Genomic DNA, 23,903 nt, shown 5'->3' on the forward strand with positions numbered 1-23,903 from the left:
CGCGGGCGAACGAAAAAGGCAGCCGCAGCTGCCTTGCCGCTGGCGTGCGAAGGCCGGCCGGGCTACTTTCTCTGGCGCAGCTTGCGGATGGCCGCCAGCTGCGCTGCCGCCATCGCGAGCTCGCTCTCGACGGTGGCGATCTCCTGCGCGCCCTGGGCATTGCGTCGCGCTTCTTCGGCCCGCTGCTGCGCTTCCAGCGCTTTCGCCTCATCCAGGTCCTGCCCGCGTATCGCCGTATCGGCCAGCACGGTCACCATGTTCGGCTGCACTTCCAGGATTCCGCCGGCGACGAAAATGAGCTCCTCGTCAGCCTGTCCCGATACCTTGATGCGCACCGTCCCGGGTCTTATCCGGGTGATGAGCGGCGTATGCCGCGGATAGACACCGAGCTCGCCGACCTCGCCGGGCAGAACGACGAACTCCGCCTGTCCCGAGAAGATCGCGTGCTCGGCGCTGACAACATCGACCTGCATGGTGGCGGCCATAACGATTCCTTGCGCTTGGCTCGAGGTCCGGGTCCGCCGCTATTGCAGCGACTTCGCCTTCTCGAACGCTTCCTCGATGGTGCCGACCATGTAGAAGGCCTGCTCCGGCAGCGCATCGCACTCGCCGTTGACGATCATATTGAAGCCGCGGATCGTGTCCTTGAGCGATACGTATTTCCCCGGCGAGCCGGTGAACACCTCGGCCACGTGGAACGGCTGCGACAGAAAGCGCTGGATCTTGCGGGCGCGCGACACGGCCAGCTTGTCTTCCGGGGAAAGCTCGTCCATCCCCAGGATGGCGATGATGTCGCGCAGCTCCTTGTAGCGTTGCAGCGTCGCCTGCACCGCGCGCGTGGTGCTGTAGTGCTCTTCGCCGACGACGTTCGGGTCGATCTGGCGCGAGGTCGAGTCGAGCGGATCCACCGCCGGATAGATACCGAGCGCAGCGATATCGCGCGACAACACTACGGTAGCGTCCAGGTGGCCGAAGGTCGTGGCCGGCGACGGGTCGGTGAGATCGTCCGCAGGCACGTACACCGCCTGGATGGAGGTGATCGAACCGACCTTGGTGGAGGTGATGCGCTCCTGCAGCCGTCCCATCTCCTCGGCCAGCGTCGGCTGATAGCCCACCGCCGAGGGCATGCGCCCGAGCAGCGCCGACACTTCGGTTCCGGCCAGCGTGTAGCGATAGATGTTGTCGACGAAGAACAGGATGTCCCGGCCCTCGTCGCGGAAACTCTCGGCCATCGTCAGTCCCGTGAGGCCCACGCGCAGGCGGTTGCCGGGCGGCTCGTTCATCTGCCCGAACACCATGGCCACCTTCGACTGGCTCAGGTCCTCCTGCACGATCACCTTGGCTTCCGACATTTCGTGGTAGAAGTCGTTGCCTTCGCGGGTGCGCTCGCCCACGCCGGCGAATACCGACAGCCCCGAGTGCTCCTTGGCGATGTTGTTGATGAGCTCGAGCATGTTGACGGTCTTGCCCACGCCGGCGCCGCCGAACAAGCCGATCTTGCCACCCTTGGCGAAGGGGCAGATCAGGTCGATCACCTTGATGCCGGTTTCGAGCAGGTCGACCGAGGGCGACAGCTCGTCGAACTTGGGCGCGGGCTGGTGGATCGCCCGGCGCTCGTCCGACTGAATGGGACCGCGTTCGTCGATCGGGCGCCCAAGCACGTCCATCACGCGCCCGAGCACTCCGGCGCCGACCGGAACCGATATCGGCGCGCCGGTGCTGCGCACCGCCATGCCGCGGCGCAGCCCGTCGGAGGAGCCCAGCGCGATGCAACGCACGATGCCGTCGCCCAGCTGCTGCTCGACCTCGAAGGTCAGCCCTTTCTCCGCGAACGGGTTGTCGCCGGTGTCTTCCAGCACGAGCGCGTCGTAGATTCTGGGCATGCCCTCGCGCGGAAATGCGATATCGATCACCGCGCCGATGGTTTGAACGATGGTTCCTGTACTCATGGTGTCTGCCTGCTGAATAAGAGGTTCACGTGCCGCGCTAGCCCGGATGTTTCATCGGGGCACGGGATGATGGCGAGTCGAGTTGCGAGCCAGTTTGGGCTCGGCCGTCGCAGCCAATAGCCAGACTATTGGCAAGACGGACATGCACAAAATGGCCGCAAATCGGCCGCCAGCGCCCGCGCAGGCCTACGTTCAAATCGAACTGGGCGGCTACTGGCTCAATCACGTCATTACTCTAAGCATTGGTTACGATTCGGGCCGGCCCGGTGAAACGTCCGGGCTATACTGCGGCGGCGCCGCCCACGATCTCGGCGATTTCCTTGGTGATGGCTGCCTGGCGATTCTTGTTGTAGATGAGGGTCAGCTCGTCGATGAGTGTCGCTGCATTGTCCGAGGCGGATTTCATCGCGACCATGCGCGCCGATTGCTCGGAGGCCATGTTCTCGGCCACCGTCTGGTAGATGATCGCCTCGATATAGCGCGTCAGCACCTGCTCCAGCACGACCCGTGCATCGGGCTCGTAGATGTAGTCCCACGCGCTTTCGGGCGCGCCCAGCCGCTCGCCGGACAGGGGCAGCAGCTGCTCCATGACCGGCTCCTGCTTCATCGTGTTGATGAAGCTGGTATAGAACAGCAGCACGCGGTCGAACCGGTCGCTCGAATAGCCGTCGAGCATGATCTTCACCGCGCCGATCAACGCTTCGAGCTGGGGCCGGTCGCCCAGGCCGGTCACCTGCGAGATGACGTTGGCGCCCAGGCGCTGCATGAACCCCAAGCCCTTGTTGCCGATGCAGCAGGCGTCGATCTCCTCGCCTTCGGCCTGCCACTCCTTGTACCTGGCGAGCACCAGCCGCAGCACGTTGGTGTTGAGCGCGCCGCACAGCCCCTTGTCGGTGCTGATGACGATGATGCCCACGCGCTTGACCGTATCGCGCGAGACCAGAAAGGGGTGGCGATATTCCGGATTGGCGTAACTGATGTGCGCGGCGACGTTGCGGATTTTCTCGGCGTAGGGACGCGCGGCGCGCATGCGCTCCTGCGCCTTGCGCATCTTCGATGCCGCCACCATTTCCATCGCCTTGGTGATCTTGCGCGTGTTCTGCACGCTCCGGATCTTCATCCGGATTTCTTTGGTTCCCGGCATTTAGCTCACCTTCGAGCGCACGCGGTTGCGCATTCAGTAAAGCGGGACCTCATAGCGTCTCGTTCGCCTTCCAGTCCTTGATCGCCTCGTGCAGCGCCTTTTCGTCGTCCGCCGAGAGATCCTTCTTGTCTTCCATGCGGTTGACGAGGTCGGCGTACTTGCTCTTGAGGTATTCGCGCATCGAGCGCTCGGCGGAGAGCGCATCGCGCACTTCCACGTCGTCGAAATAACCGTTGTTGACCGCGAACAGGGTGAGCGCCATTTCCCATACCTGCAGCGGCTGGTACTGCAGCTGCTTCATGAGCTCGGTCACCATGCGGCCGCGCTCGAGCTGCTTGCGTGTGGTCTCGTCCAGGTCGGAGGCGAACTGCGCAAACGCGGCGAGCTCACGGTACTGTGCGAGCGCCAGCCGCACGCCGCCGCCGGTATCGCGTCGCTTCATGATGCGGCTTTGCGCCGCGCCGCCCACGCGCGACACCGAGATACCCGCGTTGATGGCAGGCCGGATGCCGGCGTTGAACAGGTCGCTTTCCAGGAAGATCTGGCCGTCGGTGATCGAGATCACGTTGGTCGGAACGAACGCGGTCACGTCGCCCGCTTGCGTCTCGATGATCGGAAGCGCGGTCAGCGATCCGGTCTTGCCCTTCACCTCGCCCTTGGTGAACTTCTCGACGTACTCCGGATTCACCCGCGCGGCGCGTTCGAGCAGGCGCGAGTGCAGGTAGAACACGTCGCCGGGATAAGCCTCACGGCCCGGCGGGCGGCGCAGCAGCAGCGAGATCTGCCGGTACGCCCACGCCTGCTTGGTCAAGTCATCGTAGATGATGAGCGCGTCCTGACCGCGGTCGCGGAAGTATTCGCCCATGGTGCAGCCCGAATACGGGGCGATGTACTGCATGGCCGCGGATTCGGATGCCGACGCGGCCACGATGATGGTGTACGCCATCGCGCCGTGCTCTTCGAGCTTGCGCAAGACGCTGACAATGGTCGAGGCCTTCTGACCGATCGCGACGTATACGCAGATGAGGTCCTTGCCCTTCTGGTTGATGATCGTGTCGATCGCGACCGCAGTCTTGCCGGTCTGGCGGTCGCCGATGATGAGCTCGCGCTGGCCGCGACCGATCGGCACCATGGCGTCGATCGCTTTCAAGCCCGTCTGCACCGGCTGCGACACCGACTGGCGCGCGATCACGCCCGGGGCCACCTTCTCGATCACGTCGGTGAGCTTGGCCTCGATCGGGCCCTTGCCGTCGATCGGCTGTCCGAGCGAATTCACCACCCGCCCGAGCAGCTCGGGCCCGACCGGCACTTCCAGGATGCGGCTGGTGCACTTGACCGCATCGCCCTCGGTGATGTGCTCGTATTCGCCCAGAATCACCGCGCCCACCGAATCGCGCTCGAGATTGAGCGCCAGGCCGAAAGTGTTCTGCGGGAATTCCAGCATCTCGCCCTGCATCACGTCCGACAATCCGTGGATGCGGCAGATGCCGTCGGTCACCGAGACCACGCTGCCCTGCGTGCGCATCTGGGCAGCGGCGTCCAGGTTCTGGATGCGGCTCTTGATGAGCTCCGAAATCTCGGATGGGTTGAGCTGCATGACGACTCCTATTGTTTGAGAGCGGCTGCGAGCGCGTGCAGTTGCGCTCGAACCGATCCATCGATCACTTTGTCCCCGATCAGCACCCGCACGCCGGAAATGAGATCCCGGTCGACGCTGACACGCGGCTTCACGCGCTTGCCGGTGCGCGCTTCGAGCCGGGACACGAGCGCCTCGAGCTGGCCGTTCTCCAGGGGCGTGGCGGAGACGATCTCGGCCTCGACCACGCCTTCGCGTTCGTTCTTGAGCCGGTCGAACTGGCTCGCAATTTCCGTCAGTACGTCGAGCCTGCGGTTGTCGGCCAGCACCCGTACCAGGTTTTCGGCCTCGCCGCTCAACTGGCCGCTCAGAATGCCGATCAGCATGCCGGCGGCCTTCGGGGCGGACAGGTTCGGATCCTTCAGGGCCGCTGCGACCGCGGGATCGGCCGCCACTTTCGAAAGGTTGGCCAGCATGTCGGACCATGCGCCCAGCTTCCCGGCCGAATCCGCGAGGCGGTACACCGCTTCGGCATAGGGTCGTGCGATCGTGCTCGGTTCGGCCATCGACTAGTGTCCTGAGTCCGGGATTCGCTGCTGCAGCTCCAATCGTGTGCCCCGTGTCGAAACTACAGCTGCTGCTGAATGTCGGCGAGCAGATCGCCGTGCGTTCTGGCATCGACCTCGCGCCGCAGAATCTTCTCCGCGCCTGCGACCGCCAGCGCGGCCACGTGTTCGCGCAACTGTTCGCGCGCCCGCGTGTACTCCTGCGCAATCTCGGCCTTGGCCGCCGCTTTTTCGCGGTTGCCTTCTTCCTTGGCTGCGCCCCGGGCTTCCTCCACAACCTGCGCCGCCCGCCGCTCGGCCTGGCCGACGATCTCGGCCGCCCGCGAGCGTGCTTCGGCGACCGCTTGCTCGGCCTGGCGTGCGGATATCTCCAGCGACTGGCGACCCTTCTCGGCTGCGGCCAGGCCCTCGGCAACCTGTTTCTGCCGGTTCTCGATCGCCCGCATGAGCGGCGGCCAGATGAACCGGGCGCAGAACCAGACAAAGGCCGCGAACATCACGACCTGTGAAAGGAGCTGCGTCACGTTGATGTTCATGACAAGTCCTCGGCTACGGCCGTTCGTGTGCGATTACTGGATGACGGCAAGCAGCGGGTTGCCCGTGGCGAACCACAGCGCCAGGCCGACGCCGATGATGAACGACGCGTCGATCAGGCCGAGCAGCAGGAACACCTTGGCCTGCAGTTGCGGCATCAGCTCCGGCTGCCGGGCTGCACCCTCCAGAAAGCGGCTGCACATGATACCCACGCCGATGCATGCGCCGGCCGCGCCCAGGCCGATCATGAGACCGATGCCCACGCTGGTATAGGCCTGGATGGTCGCGAGGAGTTGCAGCTTGTCCATGTCTTCCCCTTTTAGTCTGACGGATGGTGATGTGAAAGCGCGTTCAGTGATGCTCGTGCGCCATGGCAATGTAGACCGCCGTGAGCATCATGAAGATGAAGGCCTGGAGTATGACGATCAGGATGTGGAAGATCGCCCAGCCCAAGCCCAGCAGCGCGCCGAAGAAAGCGCCGACGACACCCGAGGCCGCCCACGTCCACAGCAGCAGAAAGATAAGCTCGCCGGCGTACATGTTTCCGTACAACCGCAGGCTGTGCGACAGCGGCTTGGATACGTACTCGACGAACTGGAACGCGAGGTTGAAGGGCCACAGCACCGGGTTGGAACCAAAGGGCGCGCAGAACAGCTCATGCAGCCAGCCCCCCAAGCCCTTGACCTTGATGTTGTAGAAGATCATCAGGCCGAATACCGAAAGCGCCAGGGCGAATGTGGTGTTGACATCCGCCGTGGGCACGAACCGCCACTCGTGCGCAATTGGGCTCGTCCCCAGTGCCAGCACATCGACCGGCAGGATATCCATCGCGTTCATCAGCACGACCCAGACGAATACCGTGAGCGCGAGCGGACCGACCATGCTTCGATTGCCGGGAAAGACGCTTTTCACCTGGTCGTCGACGAAATCCACCAGCAGCTCGACCGCGGCCTGCCACTTCCCCGGGACGCCCGCGGTGGCCCGGCGGGCCGCCGTATGCATCAACCACAGCCCCACGACGCCGAGGATGAACGAGGTGATGATCGTGTCGAGGTGCACCGCACCGCCGAAGAGCGTGCCTTTGAGGTGCGTGAGGTGGTGCGAGATGTAACCGGTCGCGGAGAATTCGGTGCCAGCAGCCATTTGAACGCGATCAGTCCCTATAGAGCAGCGCCACCGGCCACAGCAGCACGGTGACGATCAATGTACAGACCAGGGGCAAGGCCACGACCTCGCCGTATCCGGTGAACACCAGCCATAGTCCGAACACGACAAGCGCGACCTTTACGGCTTCTGCGCGAAACAACGTTCGAATCGTCGCGCCCGCGGTGCGCGGCGCACTCAGACTCACAGTGCACGCGTAGGCGATGTTCGCGACGGTGATCAGCGCTCCGCCCAGCGCGGCCGAAATGGCCGCGTGCATGCCCCCCAACAAACCCGCGACCGCCGCGCTGATTGCCGTAGCCAGGAGCTGCCAGCAAGCCGCAGCTCGCATCGGTCGGTTTCCCAGACGCCCCAACACGGACATCCTGAAAAACCTGTGGATTCTAATTGTGCAGGCCGCGCAGAGTCAATTTGACTGCCGGCAATCAGCTACGCAGCCTTTCGAGCAGTGCATCCAGATGCTCGAGGCTGCCGTAGCGCACGATCAGCTGGCCCGAACCTTTGCGCCCCGGGCGAATGGCCACGGTCGTGCCGAGCCGATCGGACAGCTCCTGCTCGAGCGATTCGAGATCGCGATTGCGGCGCGGCCGCTTCACGCCCGCGGGCGCCGCGAGCGCCGAGCGCACGAGCTGCTCGGTCTGTCGCACCGAAAGCCCGCTGACGGCTACGCGATTGGCGATCTCGACTTGCCGCGCGCCTTCAAGCGCCAACAGCGCGCGCGCATGACCCATGTCGATGCGGCCCTCGCGCAGCAGCGCCTGCACGCTCGCGGCAAGCGAGAGCAACCGCAGCAGATTGGTCGCCTGGCTGCGCGACGAGCCGATTGCCCGGGCCGCTTCGTCGTGCGTGAGCCCGAACTCGTCCACCAGTCGTTTCAGTCCGCCCGCCTGCTCCAGCGGATTGAGGTCCTCGCGCTGAATGTTCTCGATCAGCGCCATCGCCATCGCGGCGCGATCGGGAACGTTGCGCACCACCACCGGCACGCGCGCCAGCCCTGCGATGCCGGCCGCGCGCCAGCGCCGCTCGCCGGCCAGGATCTCGAAGCGACCCTCGCCCGCAGGCCGAACCACGATCGGCTGAATGACGCCTTGCGAGCGGATCGATTCGGCCAGTTCCTCCAGCGCCGACTGGTCCATGTGCACGCGCGGCTGGAAGCGCCCCGGCGCCAGCGCATCGAGCGCCAGCTCGCGTGGCGCTTCCATGACCGGCGCCGACTCGCCCCCGGCATTGAGCAATGCATCGAGCCCGCGGCCCAGACCCCGCATCTTCGCCATCAACCCGCCTCCTCGGCGCGCTCGGCACGGGCGAGCATCTCGCCCGCGAGCGCCAGGTAAGCCAGCGCGCCCTTCGATTTGCGATCCAGGCCCAGCACCGGCACGCCATAGCTGGGCGCCTCGGCGAGGCGCACGTTGCGCGGTACGATCGTGCGATACACCTTGTCGCCGAAATGGCTCATCAGGTCCTTCGAGACCTGCTGGGCGAGCGTGTTGCGCGGGTCGTACATGGTGCGCAGCAGGCCGTCGATTTCGAGCCTCGGGTTGAGATGCTCGCGCACCCGCTTGATCGTCTCCACCAGATCGCTCAGCCCTTCGAGCGCGTAGTATTCGCATTGCATGGGAATCATGACCGCGTCGGCCGCGACCAGGGCGTTGACGGTGAGCAGGTTCAGAGCCGGCGGGCAATCGAGCAGGACGAAGTCGTAGCGCTCGACGCACTCGCGCAACGCGTCTCGCAGGCGCGTCTCCCGCTGCCCCATGGCCACCAGCTCGACCTCGGCGCCGGCCAGCTCGCGATTGGCCGAGATGAGATCGTAGCCGCCCTGCGCGGAGCGCAGGATGGCGTCGCCCGCGCGGCATTGTTCGATGAGTATGGCATAGACGGTCGGTGCGATCTTGCGCTTGTCGATGCCGCTACCCATGGTGGCATTGCCCTGCGGATCGAGATCGACCAGCAGTACGCGACGTTTGGCTGCGGCAAGACTGGCGGCGAGGTTGACGGTCGTGGTGGTCTTGCCCACACCGCCCTTCTGGTTCACCACCGCGAGAACGCGCGCAGCCATTATGCTTTTGTCATGACGACTAGATGACGCTGTGCGTCGAGCCCTGGAACGGCGAGGGCGACGACCTCTTTGAGCGCAACCTCGGGCGCAAGCTGCGCCAGCTCCTCATGGGGATAGAGACCTTTCATGGCGAGCATCGTCCCGCCCTGCGCAACGAGCGGCAAGGCGACACGCGCGAAGTGGGCGGTATCGGAGAAAGCGCGCGAGACGACGCTCGTGAAAGGCTCGGCCGGCCGATACGACTCGACCCGCTCGCATGCCACCTCGACATTGTTCAGTCGCAGCTCGATCGCCGCCTGCTGCAAAAAACTGCAGCGCTTGTGGCTGCTGTCGAGCAGGACGATCCGCCATGCGGGCCGGGCAATGGCCAAAGGTACGCCCGGCAAACCGGCGCCGGTGCCCACATCGAGCACGCGCGGTGCCACCACATGCGGCATGATCGCCAGGCTATCGAGCACGTGCTCGACCACCGTGCGCTGCGGATCGCGGATGGCTGTCAGGTTGTAGACCTGGTTCCACTTCGTGATCAGTTCCAGATAGGCAAGGAGCGTCTGGGCGGCGCCGTCCGGCAACTCGATGCCCAACTGGGTAACACCGCTCGCTAGCGTCTCGGCGCTCATCAGGCGCTTTGCCGCGCGGGCGAGGCCATTCGCTTCAAATGCACGAGCAGCAGGGAAATCGCAGCCGGGGTTACCCCTGAAATGCGGGCCGCCTGCCCGAGGGTCTCCGGGCGCTGGCGCGCGAGCTGCTGGCGCACTTCGTTGGAAAGCCCGCTAACCGCCAGGTAGTCGATGTCCGGCGGCAGGCGCCACGACTCGTAGCGCTCGTTGCGCGCCACCTGCTCACGCTGGCGCTCGATGTAGCCGCTGTACTTGACCTGGACTTCGACCTGCTCGGCGACCGCCGGATCGGCCACTCCCTCGAGCTTCGCAGCATCCACCACATCTCGATATTTAACGCCTGGTCGCTTGAGGAGATCGCTCAGGAGAAGGTCTCGCGCGGGCCCTTCCGGGAATAACCGGGCCTGCTGCTCGGCCGCCAGCGCGCGCGCATCGAGGCGGCTTGCGCGCAAGCGTTCGAGCTCGCTGTCGATGGCCGCGCGCTTGCGCTGAAAGCAATCCCACCGATGATTGTCGACCACGCCCAGCTGCCGGCCCGTTTCCGTCAGGCGCAAATCCGCATTGTCTTCGCGCAAGCTCAGGCGAAATTCCGCCCGGCTGGTGAACATTCGATAGGGTTCGCTGACGCCACGGGTGATCAGGTCGTCCACCAGCACGCCGAGATACGCCTCGTTGCGCCGCGGGCACCAGTCTTCTTCGCCACGGACACGACGGCCAGCGTTGATGCCGGCGAGCAGCCCTTGCGCAGCCGCTTCCTCGTAGCCGGTCGTCCCATTGATCTGGCCGGCGAAGAACAGGCCCTGAATCGCTTTCGATTCCAGCGTCGACTTGAGCGCGCGCGGATCGAAATAATCGTACTCGATGGCGTAGCCGGGCCGCAGGATATGTGCGTTCTCCAGCCCGCGGATAGTGCGCACCGCGGCGATCTGCACATCGAACGGGAGGCTCGTGGAGATCCCGTTCGGATAGTACTCGTGCGTGCTCAAACCCTCGGGCTCGAGGAAAATCTGATGCGAAGCCTTGTCGGCAAAGCGCACCACCTTGTCCTCGATGGACGGGCAATAGCGCGGTCCCACGCCCTGGATTACGCCGGTGAACATCGGCGAGCGATCCAGGCCGCTGCGGATGATGTGGTGCGTCGCCTCGTTGGTGGAAGTGGTCCAGCAGGGCCGCTGCTCGGGGTGCTGTTCGCGACGACCCAGGAACGAGAACACCGGCGTCGGTTCGTCGCCGGGCTGGCGCTGCATGACCGAGAAGTCGATGCTGCGCCCGTCGATGCGGGGCGGCGTGCCGGTCTTGAGGCGGCCGACCGGTAGGTTCAGCTCGCGCAGGCGCTCGGACAAGCGCACGGCCGCGGGGTCGCCTGCCCGGCCCGCGGCGTAGTTTTCCAGGCCGACGTGGACGCGGCCGGCCAGGAAGGTACCGGCGGTAAGCACGACGGTTGGCGCCGAAAAGCGGATGCCCAATTGCGTGATGACGCCGGCCACGCGATCGCCGTCGAGAACGAGGTCGTCGACCGATTGCTGAAACAGCGAGAGTTCCGGCTGATTCTCCAGCCGGCCGCGTATCGCGCGACGGTAAAGCACACGATCGGCTTGGGCACGCGTTGCACGCACCGCCGGTCCTTTGCTCGCATTCAGGATGCGGAACTGGATTCCGGCCTCGTCGGCGGCCGCTGCCATGGCGCCTCCGAGGGCGTCGATCTCCTTGACCAGATGCCCCTTCCCGATCCCGCCGATCGACGGGTTGCAGGACATTTGTCCGAGGGTGTCCAGATTATGCGTGAGGAGCAGCGTCGCGCAGCCCATGCGGGCAGACGCGAGCGCGGCCTCGGTTCCTGCGTGCCCCCCGCCGACGACAATCACGTCGAACTGCCTGTTGAAATCCATGGTGCCCGCTCTCTGATGTGACGCAATGATAAACGAGCGGCGTTTCAATCGGACGTTTCACGTGAAACAGAAACGGTGGCGTACGGTGCATGGTTTCACGTGAAACATCGCCGGCTGATGGCCGAGCCGGACCAGCAATCGGGCTCACCTTCGCGCACCAGCTCCCTCGCCGGGCGCCAGGTCGAACTCGAAGAGTCGCTTCTTGGGAATCCCTCTTATTTCCCGATGCAGAAGCGGGAAAAGATCTCGCCCAGGAGGTCGTCCGCCACCTGCTCGCCCGTGATCCGGGATAAGGCCGTCTGCGCCAAGCGCAACTCCTCGGCCGCGAATTCGGGGATGTCCAGTCTCGCTTCGGCCTGCGCTACGTGCGCGCCCGCCGTGCCTAGCGCCTCGAGATGACGTTGCCGCGCGATGAAGGTTCCTTCTGCGAGCGCCTCGGCACCCGCGGCCCGGACGATGACCGCTTTCAGCAGCTCGATTCCCGACCCGAGCTTGGCCGAAATCCAGACGTGTTCCTCGCCCGCAACGGTTTCCGCTCGCGAGTCGACCTGGGCCAAATCAATCTTGTTGTGCACATGAATCAGCTGCCCGTTCGTTTGTTCTCCACTGTCCGTAGTCATTGGAGACTCCGCCGTGCCATCCATGATGCGCAGCACAAGGTCCGCCTGACGCGCCGCGGCACGGGCGCGTTCCACGCCGATTTTCTCGACGGGATCTTCTGTGGTGCGCAATCCGGCCGTATCGACCAAGTGCACCGGAATGCCGTCCAACGCGATGGTGGCCCGCAACAGGTCCCGCGTGGTACCGGGCACGGGCGTGACAATGGCTACTTCCTCTCCAGATAATCGATTGATTATGCTGGATTTACCGACGTTCGGCGGGCCGATCAACGCAACCGTCACCCCGTCCCGCAACAGGCTGCCTTGCTGCGCCGCGCGCACAATCCTGGCAAATTCCTGCCGCAATGCCGCAAGCCGTCCAACCGCACCCATCTCGCTCAGCAGGTTGAGCTCTTCCTCGGGGAAATCGAAACTCGCTTCGAATGCCACGCGTATTTCGAGCAGCGCTTGCTGCAATGCAGCAACGCGCTCCGACAGCTCTCCGGAGAGCGACCGGACCGCGCTAAGGGCCGCCCGGGCCGTGGCGGCATCGATCAGATCGGCGACCGCCTCGGCCTGCGCGAGGTCGATCTTGTCGTTCAGGAATGCGCGCCGCGTGAACTCGCCAGGCTCGGCCAGGCGGGCGCCGAGCTCGAGGCAGCGCTCGAGCACGAGCGAAAGTACGACCGGGCCGCCGTGGCCTTGCAGCTCGAGCACGTCGTCGCCGGTGTACGAGGCCGGAGCGGGGAAGTAGAGCGCGAGGCCGCGATCGAGGGCCGCACCCGTGCCGTCCCGAAAGTCCGCCAGGTGCGCTGTGCGAGGCCGCAACGCCGAGCCGACGATGCCGGCGGCGATCGCCGGGACAGCCGGTCCAGACACGCGCACCACCCCGATCGCGCCCCGGCCTGCGGGTGTTGCTACTGCGGCGATCGTGTCATCGGCGCCCATGGGCCGGTGCCGCGTGCTGCTCCATGCTCCGGGTGATGTGCCATTGCTGCGCGATCGACAGGATGTTGTTGACCAGCCAGTAGAGCACCAGCCCGGCGGGGAAGAAGAAGAAGAACACGCTGAACGCGATTGGCATGATCTTCATGATCTTGGCCTGCACCGGGTCCGGCGGCTCGGGGTTGAGGCGGGTTTGAATGATCATGGTCGCGCCCATCAGCACCGGCAGGATGAAGTACGGATCGGGAGCGGCCAGATCCTTGATCCAGAGCATGAACGGCGCCTGGCGCAGCTCGAAGCTCGCGAGCAGCACCCAGTAAAGGGAGATGAACACCGGGATCTGGACCAGGATGGGCAGACAGCCGCCCAGCGGATTGATCTTCTCGGTCTTGTACAGTTCCATCATCGCCTGCTGCATGCGTTGACGATCGTCGCCGTATTGCTCCTTCAGCCGCTGCATCTTCGGCGCCAGCACGCGCATGCGCGCCATCGACTTGTAGCTCGCCGCCGACAAGGGATAGAACAGGAGCTTGATCAGAACCGTAAGCAGGATGATCGCCACGCCCCAGTTTCCGACCCAGCGGTGCAAGGTCTTGAGCACCCAGAACAGCGGCGCCGCGATGACCGTCAGCCAGCCGTAGTCGACGGTGAGGTCGAGCCCGGGGGCGATGGTGGCGAGCTTGTCCTGATCCTGCGGGCCCGCATACAGCGTGACCTGCTGCGTGGCCGAGGCGCCGGGCTCGATCCGGCTCAACGGCAGGATCACGCCCGCCGAATAGAGATTGTCGCCGAGACGCCGGGTGAAGAACTCGCGCGAGACGTTCTCGGGCGGAATCCAGGCGGTCACGAAATAATGCTGTACCAGTCCGATCCAGCCGTCGGCGGCGGTGTGGGTATGGGACGTCTTGCCTTTCTCGATGTCATCGAAGGCGACTTTCTGAAACTTCTCCGTGTCCGTATAGACGGCGACCCCCGTGTAGGTCGGCATCATCATCGAATCGCCCTCGGGCGGATTCCCGTCGCGCGCGACCTGGTAATACGCATACGGCTGCAAGGGGGTGGCGGTCGTGTTCTGAATTTCTTGCCGTACGCCGATCGTGTAGTTGCCGCGCTCGAAGACGAACACCTTGGCCACCTTGGCGCCCTCTTCGCCTTGGGCCTCGAAGCGCACTTCCAGACGTTTCTGCCCCTCGCCGAGTTTGTATTCCTTGGCGGAAGCGACGAAGCGCGTATTGTGATTGGGGAGCCCCTCGCCGATCAGCCCGGACTGGGCCACATAGATACGACCGGGCTCGCGTTCGAGCAGCACGAAGTTCTTGCTCGTATCGACCGTCCCGCGATGCTGCTTCAGTTCCGCCCGCGTGATCGTCGCGCCGACGCTATCGATCTCGATGCTGAAGACATCGGTTTCGACGCGAACGACCTCGCCGCTGGTCTGCTTGGGAAGCTGCGGTGCCGTGATGGCCGCGGTGGTGGGCGGCTCGAGCTTGGTGGTCGGAGCCGGCGTCGTGGCAGGCGGTGCTTGCGGGGAGTCGGGCGCTTTCTTCTCGGCTGTGGCGGGCAGGCTCGGACCACGCGTGTCCCGCTGCCATGCTTCGAACAGCATGAACAACGAGAAAAAGAAAATCATCGCGAGAATCAGGCGTTGGGTATCCATGTCGTCTTCTGTTCAGGGCACCGGATCGTGTCCGCCGCAGTGCCAGGGATTGCATCGGAGCACGCGCTTGAGCGCGAGCCAAACGCCGCGCAGCGACCCATGGCGCGAGACGGCCTCGAGCGCATACTCCGAGCACGAAGGATGAAAACGGCACGAGGGCCCGAACAGCGGACTCAGCGCATATCGATACGCCTGGATCAACGCCACAATGAGCCTGCTCATCGCCGTGCCGCCTGCGCCAACAACCGCTCGAGCTCCTGTCGTGCAGCCTGCAGCGATCGGCTGCGATAGGGCTGAACCAGGGAAACGAGAAAATCGCTCGGGACGAACGCCGCGCGCCGCTGGCGAAATACTTCCCGTACGCAGCGGCGTATCCTGTTGCGTGCCACGGCGCTTTTCATGACCTTCTTGGCGACGCGCACTGCAAGACGCGACTCGCCGAGGCCGTTTGCCATGGCTGCCGCGACGAACCAGTGTCCTCGCGCCCGCCCGGCTCGCTGCAATGGCCGCAGGCTGATCTCATCGCGAATGCGCGCTGCACGAGGCAGGCGCAGCCTGGAGCTCACACAGCGAGGCGCGCGCGACCCTTGGCTCGCCGTGCCCGCAGAACCGCACGCCCACCACGCGTCTTCAAGCGAGCGCGAAATCCATGCGTACGGCTTCGGCGTGTCTTGGAAGGCTGGTAGGTGCGTTTCATTTGCCGTCACTCCGGAAGACTCGAAAAAGCTTTGTATTAGACATTCCACGTCGCAGCACTGTCAATCGTGAAAGGTTGCCCGCGCCATGCGGCCCAGCGCATCGCAGGCGCTCGCCGATTGTGGATAAGCGTCGATGAAAGGCGGTAAAATGCGAAGCCGTACGCCAATCAATCGGCCACCAGAGCCGTGCCTTCCACGAGACTGTCCCTATCCCCCATGAGCAGCTTCTGGCGTTCCTGCCTCGAATATTTTCAGCGCGAACTGACTCCGCAGGAATTCACCGCCTGGATCAAACCGATCCGGTGCAGCCGCAACGACAATATCGTGCTGCTCGAAGTCCCGAACCGGCTCGCGCTGCGCTGGATCAAGGACACCTACCTCGCACGCGTGCAACACCTCGCCGACGAGCACTTCGATACGCCCATGAACATCGCGATCGAGTTGCTGCCGCGGCAGAACAACGCCGTGCACGATCATGCCGTCGGCAACGCTCCCCGGGTCGACGCAGCAGCGGTGCGTCCGCAGCCCATTGCCGATCCTTCCCGGCTCAATCCGGCCTACACCTTCGAGACGTTCGTCACCGGGCGAGCGAACCAGCTTGCGCGCGCCGCTGCCATTCAGGTCGCCGACAGCCCCGGCAGCTCGTACAATCCCCTGTTCATCTACGGCGGCGTAGGGCTCGGCAAGACGCACCTCTTACATGCGATCGGCAACCTCCTGCGTGAGCGCACCACGAACGCCAAGATTCGCTACCTGCACGCCGAGCAGTACGTCTCCGACCTGGTGCGCGCCGTGCAGCATCGTTCGTTCGATCAGTTCAAGCGTTACTACCAGTCGCTCGATCTGCTCCTCATCGACGACATCCAGTTCTTCGCCGACAAGGATCGAACGCAGGAAGAGTTCTTCTACACCTTCAACGCTCTGCTCGAGTCGCGCCGCCAGATCGTGATCACGTGCGATTCGTTCCCGAAGGAAATCACGGGCATGGAGGACCGCCTCAAGACCCGCTTTGGCTGGGGCCTCACGGTCGCGGTCGAGCCGCCGGACCTTGAGATGCGTGTCGCGATCCTGCTGAAGAAGGCCGAGCTCGAAGGCGCGGGCCTCGATCAGCCCGTTGCCTTCTTCATCGCGCAGCAGGTGCAGTCCAACGTGCGCGAGCTCGAGGGCGCGCTCAAGCGCGTGCTCGCATTCTGCCGATTCTCGGGCCAGCACCTCGGCGTCGATACGTGCAAGGAAGCCCTGCGCGACCTGATCGCCGTGCAGAGCCGGCAGGTAACCATCGACAACATCCAGCGCACCGTCGCCGAGTACTACAAGATCAAGGTCTCGGAGATGTACTCGAAGAAGCGCAGCCGTACGATCGCACGTCCGCGCCAGATCGCGATGGCGCTGGCAAAGGAGCTCACGCCCTTGAGCCTGCCGGACATCGGCGACGCGTTCGGCGGCCGTGATCACACCACCGTACTGCACGCGTGCCGCAAGGTGAAGGAGCTGCGTGGCACCAATTCCGACATCACGCGCGACTTTAATTCGTTGCTGCAGGTGCTGAGAAACTGACGATGCGCTTTCCGGTACGAAATGTGGATAAGCAGGCCTGCGCGCGGATTCGGCAAATTCATTCACAATTCATGCACACTCCATACAAATCCTGTCCCCTCCCCCCCATATCTGTTTTGTCGTCTGCATTGATCGCCTTGGCTCGTTTTCCCGCAGTTTCACTGCCGCCTACTACTACCACCACATTGGATAACCAATGAAGCTGTTGGAATGCTCGCGTGACGAACTGCTGTCGCCGCTGCAGACGGTCAGTGGGATCGTGGAACGGCGTCATACGCTGCCGATCCTGTCGAACGTCCTGCTCGACCAGAACAACGATGGCTTGACGTTGTTGGCCACCGACCTGGAGATCCAGGTCTGCTGCAAGGCATCGTTCGGCTCGCAGCCGACCGCGACCGCGATCACCACTTCGGCGCGAAAGCTGCAGGACATCCTGCGTGCCCTGCCTACCGAAGCGAAGGTGTCGCTCGAAAGCAGCGCCAACCGCCTGCAACTGAAATCCGGACGCAGCCGCTTCACGTTGCAAACCTTGCCGGCGGACGATTTCCCGCGCCTTGCAGCAGGCAGCGACCACGTCGGCGAGGTCGTAGTGCCGCAGGGGACATTGCGCTCGTTGCTCATGCTCGTGCAATACGCGATGGCGCAGCAGGACATCCGCTATTACCTGAACGGGCTGCTTTTGTCGGTCGAAGGGCGTGAGCTGCGCGTGGTGGCCACCGACGGCCATCGCCTTGCATTCGCCGACACCCGCCTCGAATTGGAGCACCCTCGCCACGAAGTGGTTCTCCCGCGCAAGGCCGTGCTGGAACTGTCGAAACTGCTGGCGGAAAGCGATGCCCCGGTTCGCATCGGGCTGCTGGGCAACCAGGTGCGATTCAATTTCGGCGAGGTCGAGCTCTTTACCAAGATTGTCGACGGCAAGTTTCCAGACTATGGCCGCGTCATACCGACTGGTCATCCCAACATCATCACGGTCGAGCGCCTCGGCTTGCTGCAGGCGCTGCAGCGCGCAGCGATCCTTTCCAACGACAAATTCCGCGGCGTGCGCTGGGTGCTCACCAAGGACAGCCTGCGCGTATCCTGCAGCAACACCGAGCAGGAAGAGGCGCAGGAGGAGATCGAGCTCGATTATTCCGGCGCCGCGATTGATATCGGCTTCAACGTGAACTACCTGCTCGATGTGCTCAATGCGCTCTCGGGCAGCCACGTCACGTGCGCGTTCGGCGACGCGAGCAGCAGCGTATTGATGACCGATCCCGGGTTGGAGAATTTCAAGTACGTCATCATGCCGATGCGAATCTAGTCATGACAGGTTCGATGGAGAACGACAACGAAGAGTTTCCGCGCCGCGACGAGGGCATGGAGTACGATGCGCGCAGCATCAAGATCCTCAAGGGCCTGGAAGCCGTGCGCAAGCGTCCGGGCATGTACATCGGCGACACGGCCGACGGCACCGGCTTACACCACATGGTGTTCGAAGTGGTCGACAACGCGGTTGACGAGGCGCTCGGCGGCCATTGTGACGACATCCTGATCACGATCCACTCCGACAATTCCATCAGCGTCGCCGACAACGGCCGCGGCATTCCGACCGAGATCAAAGAGGACGACGAGCTCAAGCGCTCGGCTGCCGAGATCGTCATGACGGAGCTGCACGCCGGCGGGAAATTCGACAGCAACTCCTACAAGGTCTCGGGCGGGCTGCACGGGGTCGGCGTCTCGGTGGTGAATGCGTTGTCGGACTGGCTGCGACTGACAATCCGCCGCGACGGCGAGGCGCACTTCATCGAGTTTCGCGAGGGCTTGGCGGTCGAGCCGTTGAAGGCGATCGGCAAGAGCGAGAAGCGCGGCACCGAGGTGCATTTTCTCGCCAGCCGAGGGGTGTTTGGCAACGTCGAATACCACTACGACATCCTGGCACGGCGCCTGCGGGAGCTGTCGTTTCTGAATCATGGCGTACGCATACGCCTGGTCGATCAACGCAGCGCCAAGGAAGAAGTCTTCGCCTTCACCGGGGGCATCCGTGGGTTCGTGGAATTCATGAACCGCACGAAGAATGTTCTGCATCCGAACATCTTTCACGCGTGCGCGGAGAAGGACAGCATCATCGTCGAGGTGGCGATGCAGTGGAACGACTCGTACCAGGAGTCGGTTCAGTGCTTCACGAACAACATTCCGCAGCGTGACGGTGGCACCCACCTGACGGGGCTGCGCGCGGCGATGACGCGCACCCTGAACCAGTTCATCGAAGCCAACGAGTTCGCGCGCCGGGCCAAGGTCGAGACCAGCGGTGACGATATGCGCGAGGGCTTGTGCGCCGTGCTCTCGGTGAAAGTACCGGAGCCGAAGTTCTCGTCTCAGACCAAGGACAAGCTGGTGTCCTCGGAGGTTCGGCCCGTGGTCGAGGAGGTCGTGGCGCAGAAGCTCGCCGAATACCTGCTCGAGCGCCCGAACGACGCGAAGACCATCGTCTCCAAGATCATCGAAGCCGCACGAGCGCGCGAGGCGGCGCGCAAGGCGCGCGAGATGACCCGGCGCAAGGGCGTGCTCGACTCCTTCGGCTTGCCGGGAAAGCTCGCTGACTGCCAGGAGAAAGATCCGTCCAAGTGCGAGCTCTACATCGTCGAGGGCGATTCGGCTGGCGGTTCGGCCAAGCAGGGGCGCGATCGGCGCTTCCAGGCGATTCTTCCGCTCAAGGGCAAGATTCTCAACGTCGAGCGCGCGCGCTTCGACAAGCTACTCTCCTCGCAGGAGATTTCCACCCTCATTACCGTGCTCGGCGCAGGCATCGGCAAGGAGGAATACAACCCGGACAAGCTGCGCTATCACCGCGTCATCATCATGACCGATGCGGACGTGGACGGCTCGCACATCCGCACCTTGCTGCTGACGTTCTTCTACCGCCAGATGCCGGAGCTGGTCGAGCGCGGACACATCTATATCGCCCAGCCGCCGTTGTACAAGGTGAAGCACGGTCGCCAGGAACGGTATCTGAAGGACGATCACGAGCTGAAGGAATACCTGTTGCGCCTGGCCTTGACCGACGCGGAACTGGTACCGCGTGCCGGCGAGGCGCCGCTCACCGGCGAGGCGCTCGCCAAAGTCGCGCGTGAGTTCTTCCTGGCGGAGGCCGTCATCGAACGGGTGCGCCGCCTGATCGACGAGCAAGCGCTCTATGCTTTACTGCGCGGGGTCGTGGTCGACCTGTCGGACGCGGAGCATGCCGGGCCGAGCGCCGAGCGCTTGCAGGCGGCGGTGCAGGGCCCGGCCCTGACCATCTCGCCTCGATTCGACGACAATTCGGAGCGCTGGTCGCTCGAAATGGCACGCGTGCAGCACGGCAATCGCCGCGTCACGACGCTCGATACCGATTTTCTGGTGAGCGGAGACTTCGAGCAGATCCGCAGGACCAGCGAACTGATTGTGGGACTACTCGGCGAAGGCGCGGCCGTGCGCCGAGGCGAGCGTTCGCGCCCGGTGAGCGAGTTCAAGGAAGCGCTCGACTGGCTGCTGGAAGAAGTGAAGCACGCGGTCAGCATTCAGCGCTACAAGGGACTGGGGGAGATGAATCCGGAGCAGTTGTGGGAAACCACCATGGACCCGGCCACGCGGCGGCTGTTGCGCGCTCAGATCGAGGACAGCATCGCGGCCGATGAAATTTTCACCACGCTGATGGGCGACATGGTCGAGCCGCGCCGCGCCTTCATCGAAAGCAATGCGCTCGGCGTGCGCAACCTCGACGTCTGAATATCCGGGCCAATCGGCAACGGCAGCAAGCGGGTCCATGTCGAAAAGAAAATCCATTGATTCAGGCCCGCGGTTCGGGCGGCGCCGTTCTTCCATCCACGGCTATGGCATCTTCGCCCGCCGCCCCATCGCCAAGGGCGAGCGGCTGATCGAATACAAGGGCGCGCTGATCGACGCCGATCAGGCCGACGGACGTTACCCCGAAGACGGAACGCCGCCGCACACGTTTCTGTTCGATGCCGAGGACGACTTGTACATCGATGCGGGCGTGAATGGAAATTCCGCGCGCTGGATCAACCATTCGTGCTCGCCGAACTGCGAGACGGTGCAGGAGGGCCTGCGCATTTTTATCGAGGCGGTGCGCGCGATCCGGCCCGGCGAAGAGATTTCCTACGACTACCGCATTACCCTGGACGAGCCGCACGGCGCGCGCGCACGCCGCAAGTGGGTGTGCCACTGCGGCGCGCCCGGATGTCGGGGAACGATGCTCGCACCTCGAAAGCGCTAGGGTTCAGGTCGAACTAACCGCCCCCGGCCCGATGCGATGCAGCGCATCGGGCGTTCGCCGGCCCGGAGGTGCGCAGGCACCTCCTTCGAAACCCCGGCTCACCCAGCGCGACGACGCGCGCGGCTGCGGGCCGGGGCTGAATCGGCTTCGTTGGCGGCGGTCGCCTTGGCGGCGCGCGGCTGGAACTCGAAGCCGATGTTGCCGCCCGCGCTCTTCACCAGATAGGCCTTGAAGGGCCTTCCCTTCTTCGAGATGAAGCGCGGCAGCAGGTCGGTGCGGCCGTCGCGCAGCAGCTTCTGCACCTGGTCGCGCTCGATCGGCTGCTGCAGGATGATGCGCCCGACGCGAAAATCGCAGCTGCGCTCCGGACCGACGGCGTTCTCGCAGGTGTAGCCGCTGCCGTGCTCGTAGACCGAGCCCGAGCACTTGGGGCAACTGCCGAGCGCTTCCTGCGCGCTGAAATCCGGCTTCGCGTCCGCGCCCTCGCCCGAGCCCGGCTGGCCGAAGTCGAATTCGGCACGCTGTTCGTCGTTCAATCGAATCGAAGCCGCGAACGGCCGCCCCTGCCGGCTGCGAAAACCCGTCAATGGACCGATTCGCCGGTTGCGAATCAGCTCTTCCACCTCTTCGGGCGCCCACTCGCGTCCCGAGACCACTTTCCAAAGCGAAAAGTCGCACTTCTGACACTGGAACTTGCGGTAGTTCTCCTGCACCACGCCGCCGCATTTCGGGCAAGGCGTGGAGAGCGTTGCAAACGCGGTGTCCGGAATGTCGCCCTTCTTGATGCGCGCGACCATATCCTGCGTCACCGCGGTGATGTGCTCCATGAAGACGCTGCGCGGAAGCTTGCCGTGCTCCATCTGCTTCAGCTTGAACTCCCAGTCCCCGGTCAGTTCGGGCGAGGTGAGCTCGGTCACACCGAAGTGGCGCAGCGCGAACAGCAGCGAGAACGCCTTCGGCGTAGGCACCAGCTCACGGCCGTTGCGGAGAACGTATTCCTCGGCGATCAATCCCTCGATGATGGCCGCGCGCGTGGCCGGCGTGCCGAGACCCTTGGCGTCCATCGCCTCGCGCAGTTCCTCGTCTTCGACCAGCTTGCCGGCTCCTTCCATGGCCGAAAGCAAAGTCGCCTCGGTATAGCGCGCGGGCGGACGGGTCTGCTCCGCGGCGACGTCGATGCCGACCACGGTAGGGCGCTCACCGCGTTGCACCGGCACCAGGCGCGCGTCTTCGCCTTGCGCTTCCCGCCCATAGACCGCGAGCCAGCCGGGCTTCTGCAGGACCTTGCCTTCGCTCTTGAAGCGATGGCCTTCCACCTCGGTGATGCGCGTCGTCTGCAGGTATTCGGCGGCCGGGTAGAACACGGCCAGGAAGCGGCGCACCACCAGGTCGTAGAGCTTCTGCTCCGGCTCGGACAGCGCTTTGGGCAGCTGCAGCGTGGGGATGATTGCGAAGTGATCCGAGATCTTGCTGTTGTCGAAGATGCGCTTGTTCGGCCACACCCAGTTGCTTTTCAGGATCTCGGCGGCGAACGGCGCATACGGCGCCGCGCCGGCGCTATCCGACCCCGGCTTATGCGCCGCTGCCCGCTTGGCGCTCGAGCCGCCGAACTGCGCCAGCGTGGTGCGCACCGTTTCCAGATAATCTTCAGGCAACGCACGGGCGTCGGTGCGTGGATACGTCAGCACCTTGTGCTTTTCGTATAGCGATTGCGCAAGCGCGAGCGTGCTTCTGGCCGAGAAGCCGAAGCGGCCATTTGCCTCGCGCTGCAGGCTGGTGAGATCGAACAGCAGCGGCGAGAGCTGGCTCGACGGTTTCGCTTCCTCGGTGACCGTCCCGATCTTGCCGGTGCACGCGGCTGCAACGGCTTCCGCGCGTTCGCGTTGCCACAGGCGTTCGGCACGCCGCTCCGGGTCGTCGTCCTTGCGAAACTCGGGATCGAACCAGCGGCCTTGGTATTCGCCGGCCTTGGCGGCGAAGGTCGCGTGCACTTCCCAGTAGTCGCGCGGGCGGAATGCGCGGATTTTCTCCTCGCGTTCGATCAACACGACCAGGGTCGGCGTCTGCACTCGCCCGACCGTCGTCTTGTAGAAACCGCCCTCCTTGGAGTTGAACGCCGTCATGGCGCGCGTGCCGTTGATGCCGATGAGCCAATCGGCTTCCGAGCGGCACTTGGCCGCATCGGCGAGCGGCAGCATTTCCTTGTCGGCGCGCAAGGCATCGAACCCTTCGCGAATCGCCGCGGGCGTCATCGACTGCAGCCAGAGGCGCTGGATCGGCTGTTTCGCCTTGCAGTACTGGACTATGTAGCGAAAGATCAGCTCGCCTTCGCGGCCGGCGTCGCAGGCGTTCACGAGCGCATCGATGTCCTTGCGCCGGAGCAGCTTCGCGAGCAGCTTCAGGCGCGCCTCGGTGCGCGCGATCGGCTGCAGATCGAAATGCGGCGGAATGACTGGCAGATTGTTGAAAGACCACTTGCCGCGCTTGACTTCGAACTCATCGGGCACGACGAGTTCGAGCAGATGTCCCACCGCCGAGCAAATGACGGCGTCCTCGCCTTCGAAATAATCGTCGTGGCGCGTGAAGCCGCCGAGCGCGCGCGCAATGTCGTTCGCGACCGAGGGCTTTTCAGCGATGACGAGGGGTTTGCCCATGACTTAAGCGGACACGCTTTCGTGGGTGGCGGGCGGC

At 64.2% G+C, this 23,903-nt stretch carries 22 protein-coding genes; 4 read left to right on the forward strand and 18 right to left on the reverse strand.

The window, feature by feature from the left end:
- Positions 1 to 62: 62 nt before the first annotated feature.
- The 17 genes from GEV05_01660 to rnpA form a co-directional block, all read right to left on the reverse strand.
- A complete protein-coding gene (locus GEV05_01660) occupies positions 63 to 485 on the reverse strand; it encodes a F0F1 ATP synthase subunit epsilon (GenBank protein MPZ42112.1) in 423 nt (140 codons plus the stop codon).
- Positions 486 to 524: 39 nt separating this feature from the next.
- Entirely contained in the window at positions 525 to 1,949 is a 1,425-nt protein-coding gene (atpD, locus tag GEV05_01665; GenBank protein ID MPZ42113.1) for a F0F1 ATP synthase subunit beta, read from the reverse strand.
- A 280-nt stretch (positions 1,950 to 2,229) separates the two neighbouring features.
- Positions 2,230 to 3,093: a F0F1 ATP synthase subunit gamma gene (gene atpG / locus GEV05_01670; GenBank protein ID MPZ42114.1), complete on the reverse strand. Its 864-nt coding sequence runs from the start codon at positions 3,091 to 3,093 to the stop codon at positions 2,230 to 2,232.
- A gap of 49 nt (positions 3,094 to 3,142) precedes the next feature.
- Complete coding sequence (locus GEV05_01675; GenBank protein MPZ42115.1) at positions 3,143 to 4,690, reverse strand: F0F1 ATP synthase subunit alpha; 1,548 nt, start codon at positions 4,688 to 4,690, stop codon at positions 3,143 to 3,145.
- An 8-nt stretch (positions 4,691 to 4,698) separates the two neighbouring features.
- Positions 4,699 to 5,235, reverse strand: a complete 537-nt coding sequence (locus GEV05_01680; GenBank protein MPZ42116.1) for a F0F1 ATP synthase subunit delta — start codon at positions 5,233 to 5,235, stop codon at positions 4,699 to 4,701.
- A gap of 62 nt (positions 5,236 to 5,297) precedes the next feature.
- On the reverse strand, positions 5,298 to 5,771 hold the full coding sequence (locus tag GEV05_01685) for a F0F1 ATP synthase subunit B (GenBank protein MPZ42117.1): 474 nt from the start codon (positions 5,769 to 5,771) through the stop codon (positions 5,298 to 5,300).
- A gap of 33 nt (positions 5,772 to 5,804) precedes the next feature.
- Positions 5,805 to 6,077, reverse strand: coding sequence for a F0F1 ATP synthase subunit C (gene atpE, locus GEV05_01690; GenBank protein MPZ42118.1), 273 nt, complete (start codon positions 6,075 to 6,077; stop codon positions 5,805 to 5,807).
- A 43-nt stretch (positions 6,078 to 6,120) separates the two neighbouring features.
- Positions 6,121 to 6,912 (reverse strand): F0F1 ATP synthase subunit A, encoded by a 792-nt coding sequence (gene atpB / locus GEV05_01695; GenBank protein ID MPZ42119.1) that lies wholly within the window; start codon positions 6,910 to 6,912, stop codon positions 6,121 to 6,123.
- A gap of 10 nt (positions 6,913 to 6,922) precedes the next feature.
- Positions 6,923 to 7,297, reverse strand: coding sequence for an ATP synthase subunit I (locus GEV05_01700; protein MPZ42120.1), 375 nt, complete (start codon positions 7,295 to 7,297; stop codon positions 6,923 to 6,925).
- A 61-nt stretch (positions 7,298 to 7,358) separates the two neighbouring features.
- Positions 7,359 to 8,207 carry a ParB/RepB/Spo0J family partition protein gene (locus GEV05_01705; protein ID MPZ42121.1) on the reverse strand — a complete coding sequence of 283 codons (849 nt, stop codon included), beginning with the start codon at positions 8,205 to 8,207 and terminating at the stop codon, positions 7,359 to 7,361.
- Positions 8,207 to 8,992: an AAA family ATPase gene (locus GEV05_01710; protein ID MPZ42122.1), complete on the reverse strand. Its 786-nt coding sequence runs from the start codon at positions 8,990 to 8,992 to the stop codon at positions 8,207 to 8,209. The genes GEV05_01705 and GEV05_01710 overlap by 1 nt, the downstream gene beginning before the upstream one ends.
- Positions 8,992 to 9,612, reverse strand: a complete 621-nt coding sequence (rsmG, locus tag GEV05_01715; protein ID MPZ42123.1) for a 16S rRNA (guanine(527)-N(7))-methyltransferase RsmG — start codon at positions 9,610 to 9,612, stop codon at positions 8,992 to 8,994. Before rsmG ends, GEV05_01710 begins: the two co-directional genes overlap by 1 nt.
- On the reverse strand, positions 9,612 to 11,501 hold the full coding sequence (gene mnmG, locus GEV05_01720) for a tRNA uridine-5-carboxymethylaminomethyl(34) synthesis enzyme MnmG (GenBank protein ID MPZ42124.1): 1,890 nt from the start codon (positions 11,499 to 11,501) through the stop codon (positions 9,612 to 9,614). Before mnmG ends, rsmG begins: the two co-directional genes overlap by 1 nt.
- Positions 11,502 to 11,716: 215 nt before the next feature.
- Positions 11,717 to 13,048 (reverse strand): tRNA uridine-5-carboxymethylaminomethyl(34) synthesis GTPase MnmE, encoded by a 1,332-nt coding sequence (gene mnmE / locus GEV05_01725; protein MPZ42125.1) that lies wholly within the window; start codon positions 13,046 to 13,048, stop codon positions 11,717 to 11,719.
- Positions 13,035 to 14,702, reverse strand: a complete 1,668-nt coding sequence (gene yidC / locus GEV05_01730) for a membrane protein insertase YidC (protein MPZ42126.1) — start codon at positions 14,700 to 14,702, stop codon at positions 13,035 to 13,037. The genes mnmE and yidC overlap by 14 nt, the downstream gene beginning before the upstream one ends.
- A gap of 12 nt (positions 14,703 to 14,714) precedes the next feature.
- A complete protein-coding gene (gene yidD / locus GEV05_01735) occupies positions 14,715 to 14,924 on the reverse strand; it encodes a membrane protein insertion efficiency factor YidD (protein MPZ42127.1) in 210 nt (69 codons plus the stop codon).
- Positions 14,921 to 15,409: a ribonuclease P protein component gene (rnpA, locus tag GEV05_01740; GenBank protein ID MPZ42128.1), complete on the reverse strand. Its 489-nt coding sequence runs from the start codon at positions 15,407 to 15,409 to the stop codon at positions 14,921 to 14,923. The genes yidD and rnpA overlap by 4 nt, the downstream gene beginning before the upstream one ends.
- Before the next feature lie 207 nt (positions 15,410 to 15,616).
- On the opposite strand from rnpA, the gene dnaA reads away from it, so the two are divergent.
- The 4 genes from dnaA (at position 15,617) to GEV05_01760 (ending at position 21,212) form a co-directional block, all read left to right on the forward strand.
- Entirely contained in the window at positions 15,617 to 16,957 is a 1,341-nt protein-coding gene (dnaA, locus tag GEV05_01745; GenBank protein ID MPZ42129.1) for a chromosomal replication initiator protein DnaA, read from the forward strand.
- 196 nt (positions 16,958 to 17,153) lie between these two features.
- Entirely contained in the window at positions 17,154 to 18,260 is a 1,107-nt protein-coding gene (locus tag GEV05_01750) for a DNA polymerase III subunit beta (GenBank protein MPZ42130.1), read from the forward strand.
- 14 nt (positions 18,261 to 18,274) lie between these two features.
- Positions 18,275 to 20,704 (forward strand): DNA topoisomerase (ATP-hydrolyzing) subunit B, encoded by a 2,430-nt coding sequence (gyrB, locus tag GEV05_01755; protein MPZ42131.1) that lies wholly within the window; start codon positions 18,275 to 18,277, stop codon positions 20,702 to 20,704.
- A 37-nt stretch (positions 20,705 to 20,741) separates the two neighbouring features.
- Entirely contained in the window at positions 20,742 to 21,212 is a 471-nt protein-coding gene (locus tag GEV05_01760; protein ID MPZ42132.1) for an SET domain-containing protein-lysine N-methyltransferase, read from the forward strand.
- 98 nt (positions 21,213 to 21,310) lie between these two features.
- Here the strand turns inward: GEV05_01760 and GEV05_01765 are convergent, their stop codons facing one another.
- Positions 21,311 to 23,866, reverse strand: coding sequence for a DNA topoisomerase III (locus GEV05_01765; GenBank protein ID MPZ42133.1), 2,556 nt, complete (start codon positions 23,864 to 23,866; stop codon positions 21,311 to 21,313).
- Positions 23,867 to 23,903 lie beyond the last annotated feature (37 nt).

The sequence above is a fragment of the Betaproteobacteria bacterium genome, from assembly GCA_009377585.1.
In the GTDB taxonomy this organism is placed as follows: domain Bacteria; phylum Pseudomonadota; class Gammaproteobacteria; order Burkholderiales; family WYBJ01; genus WYBJ01.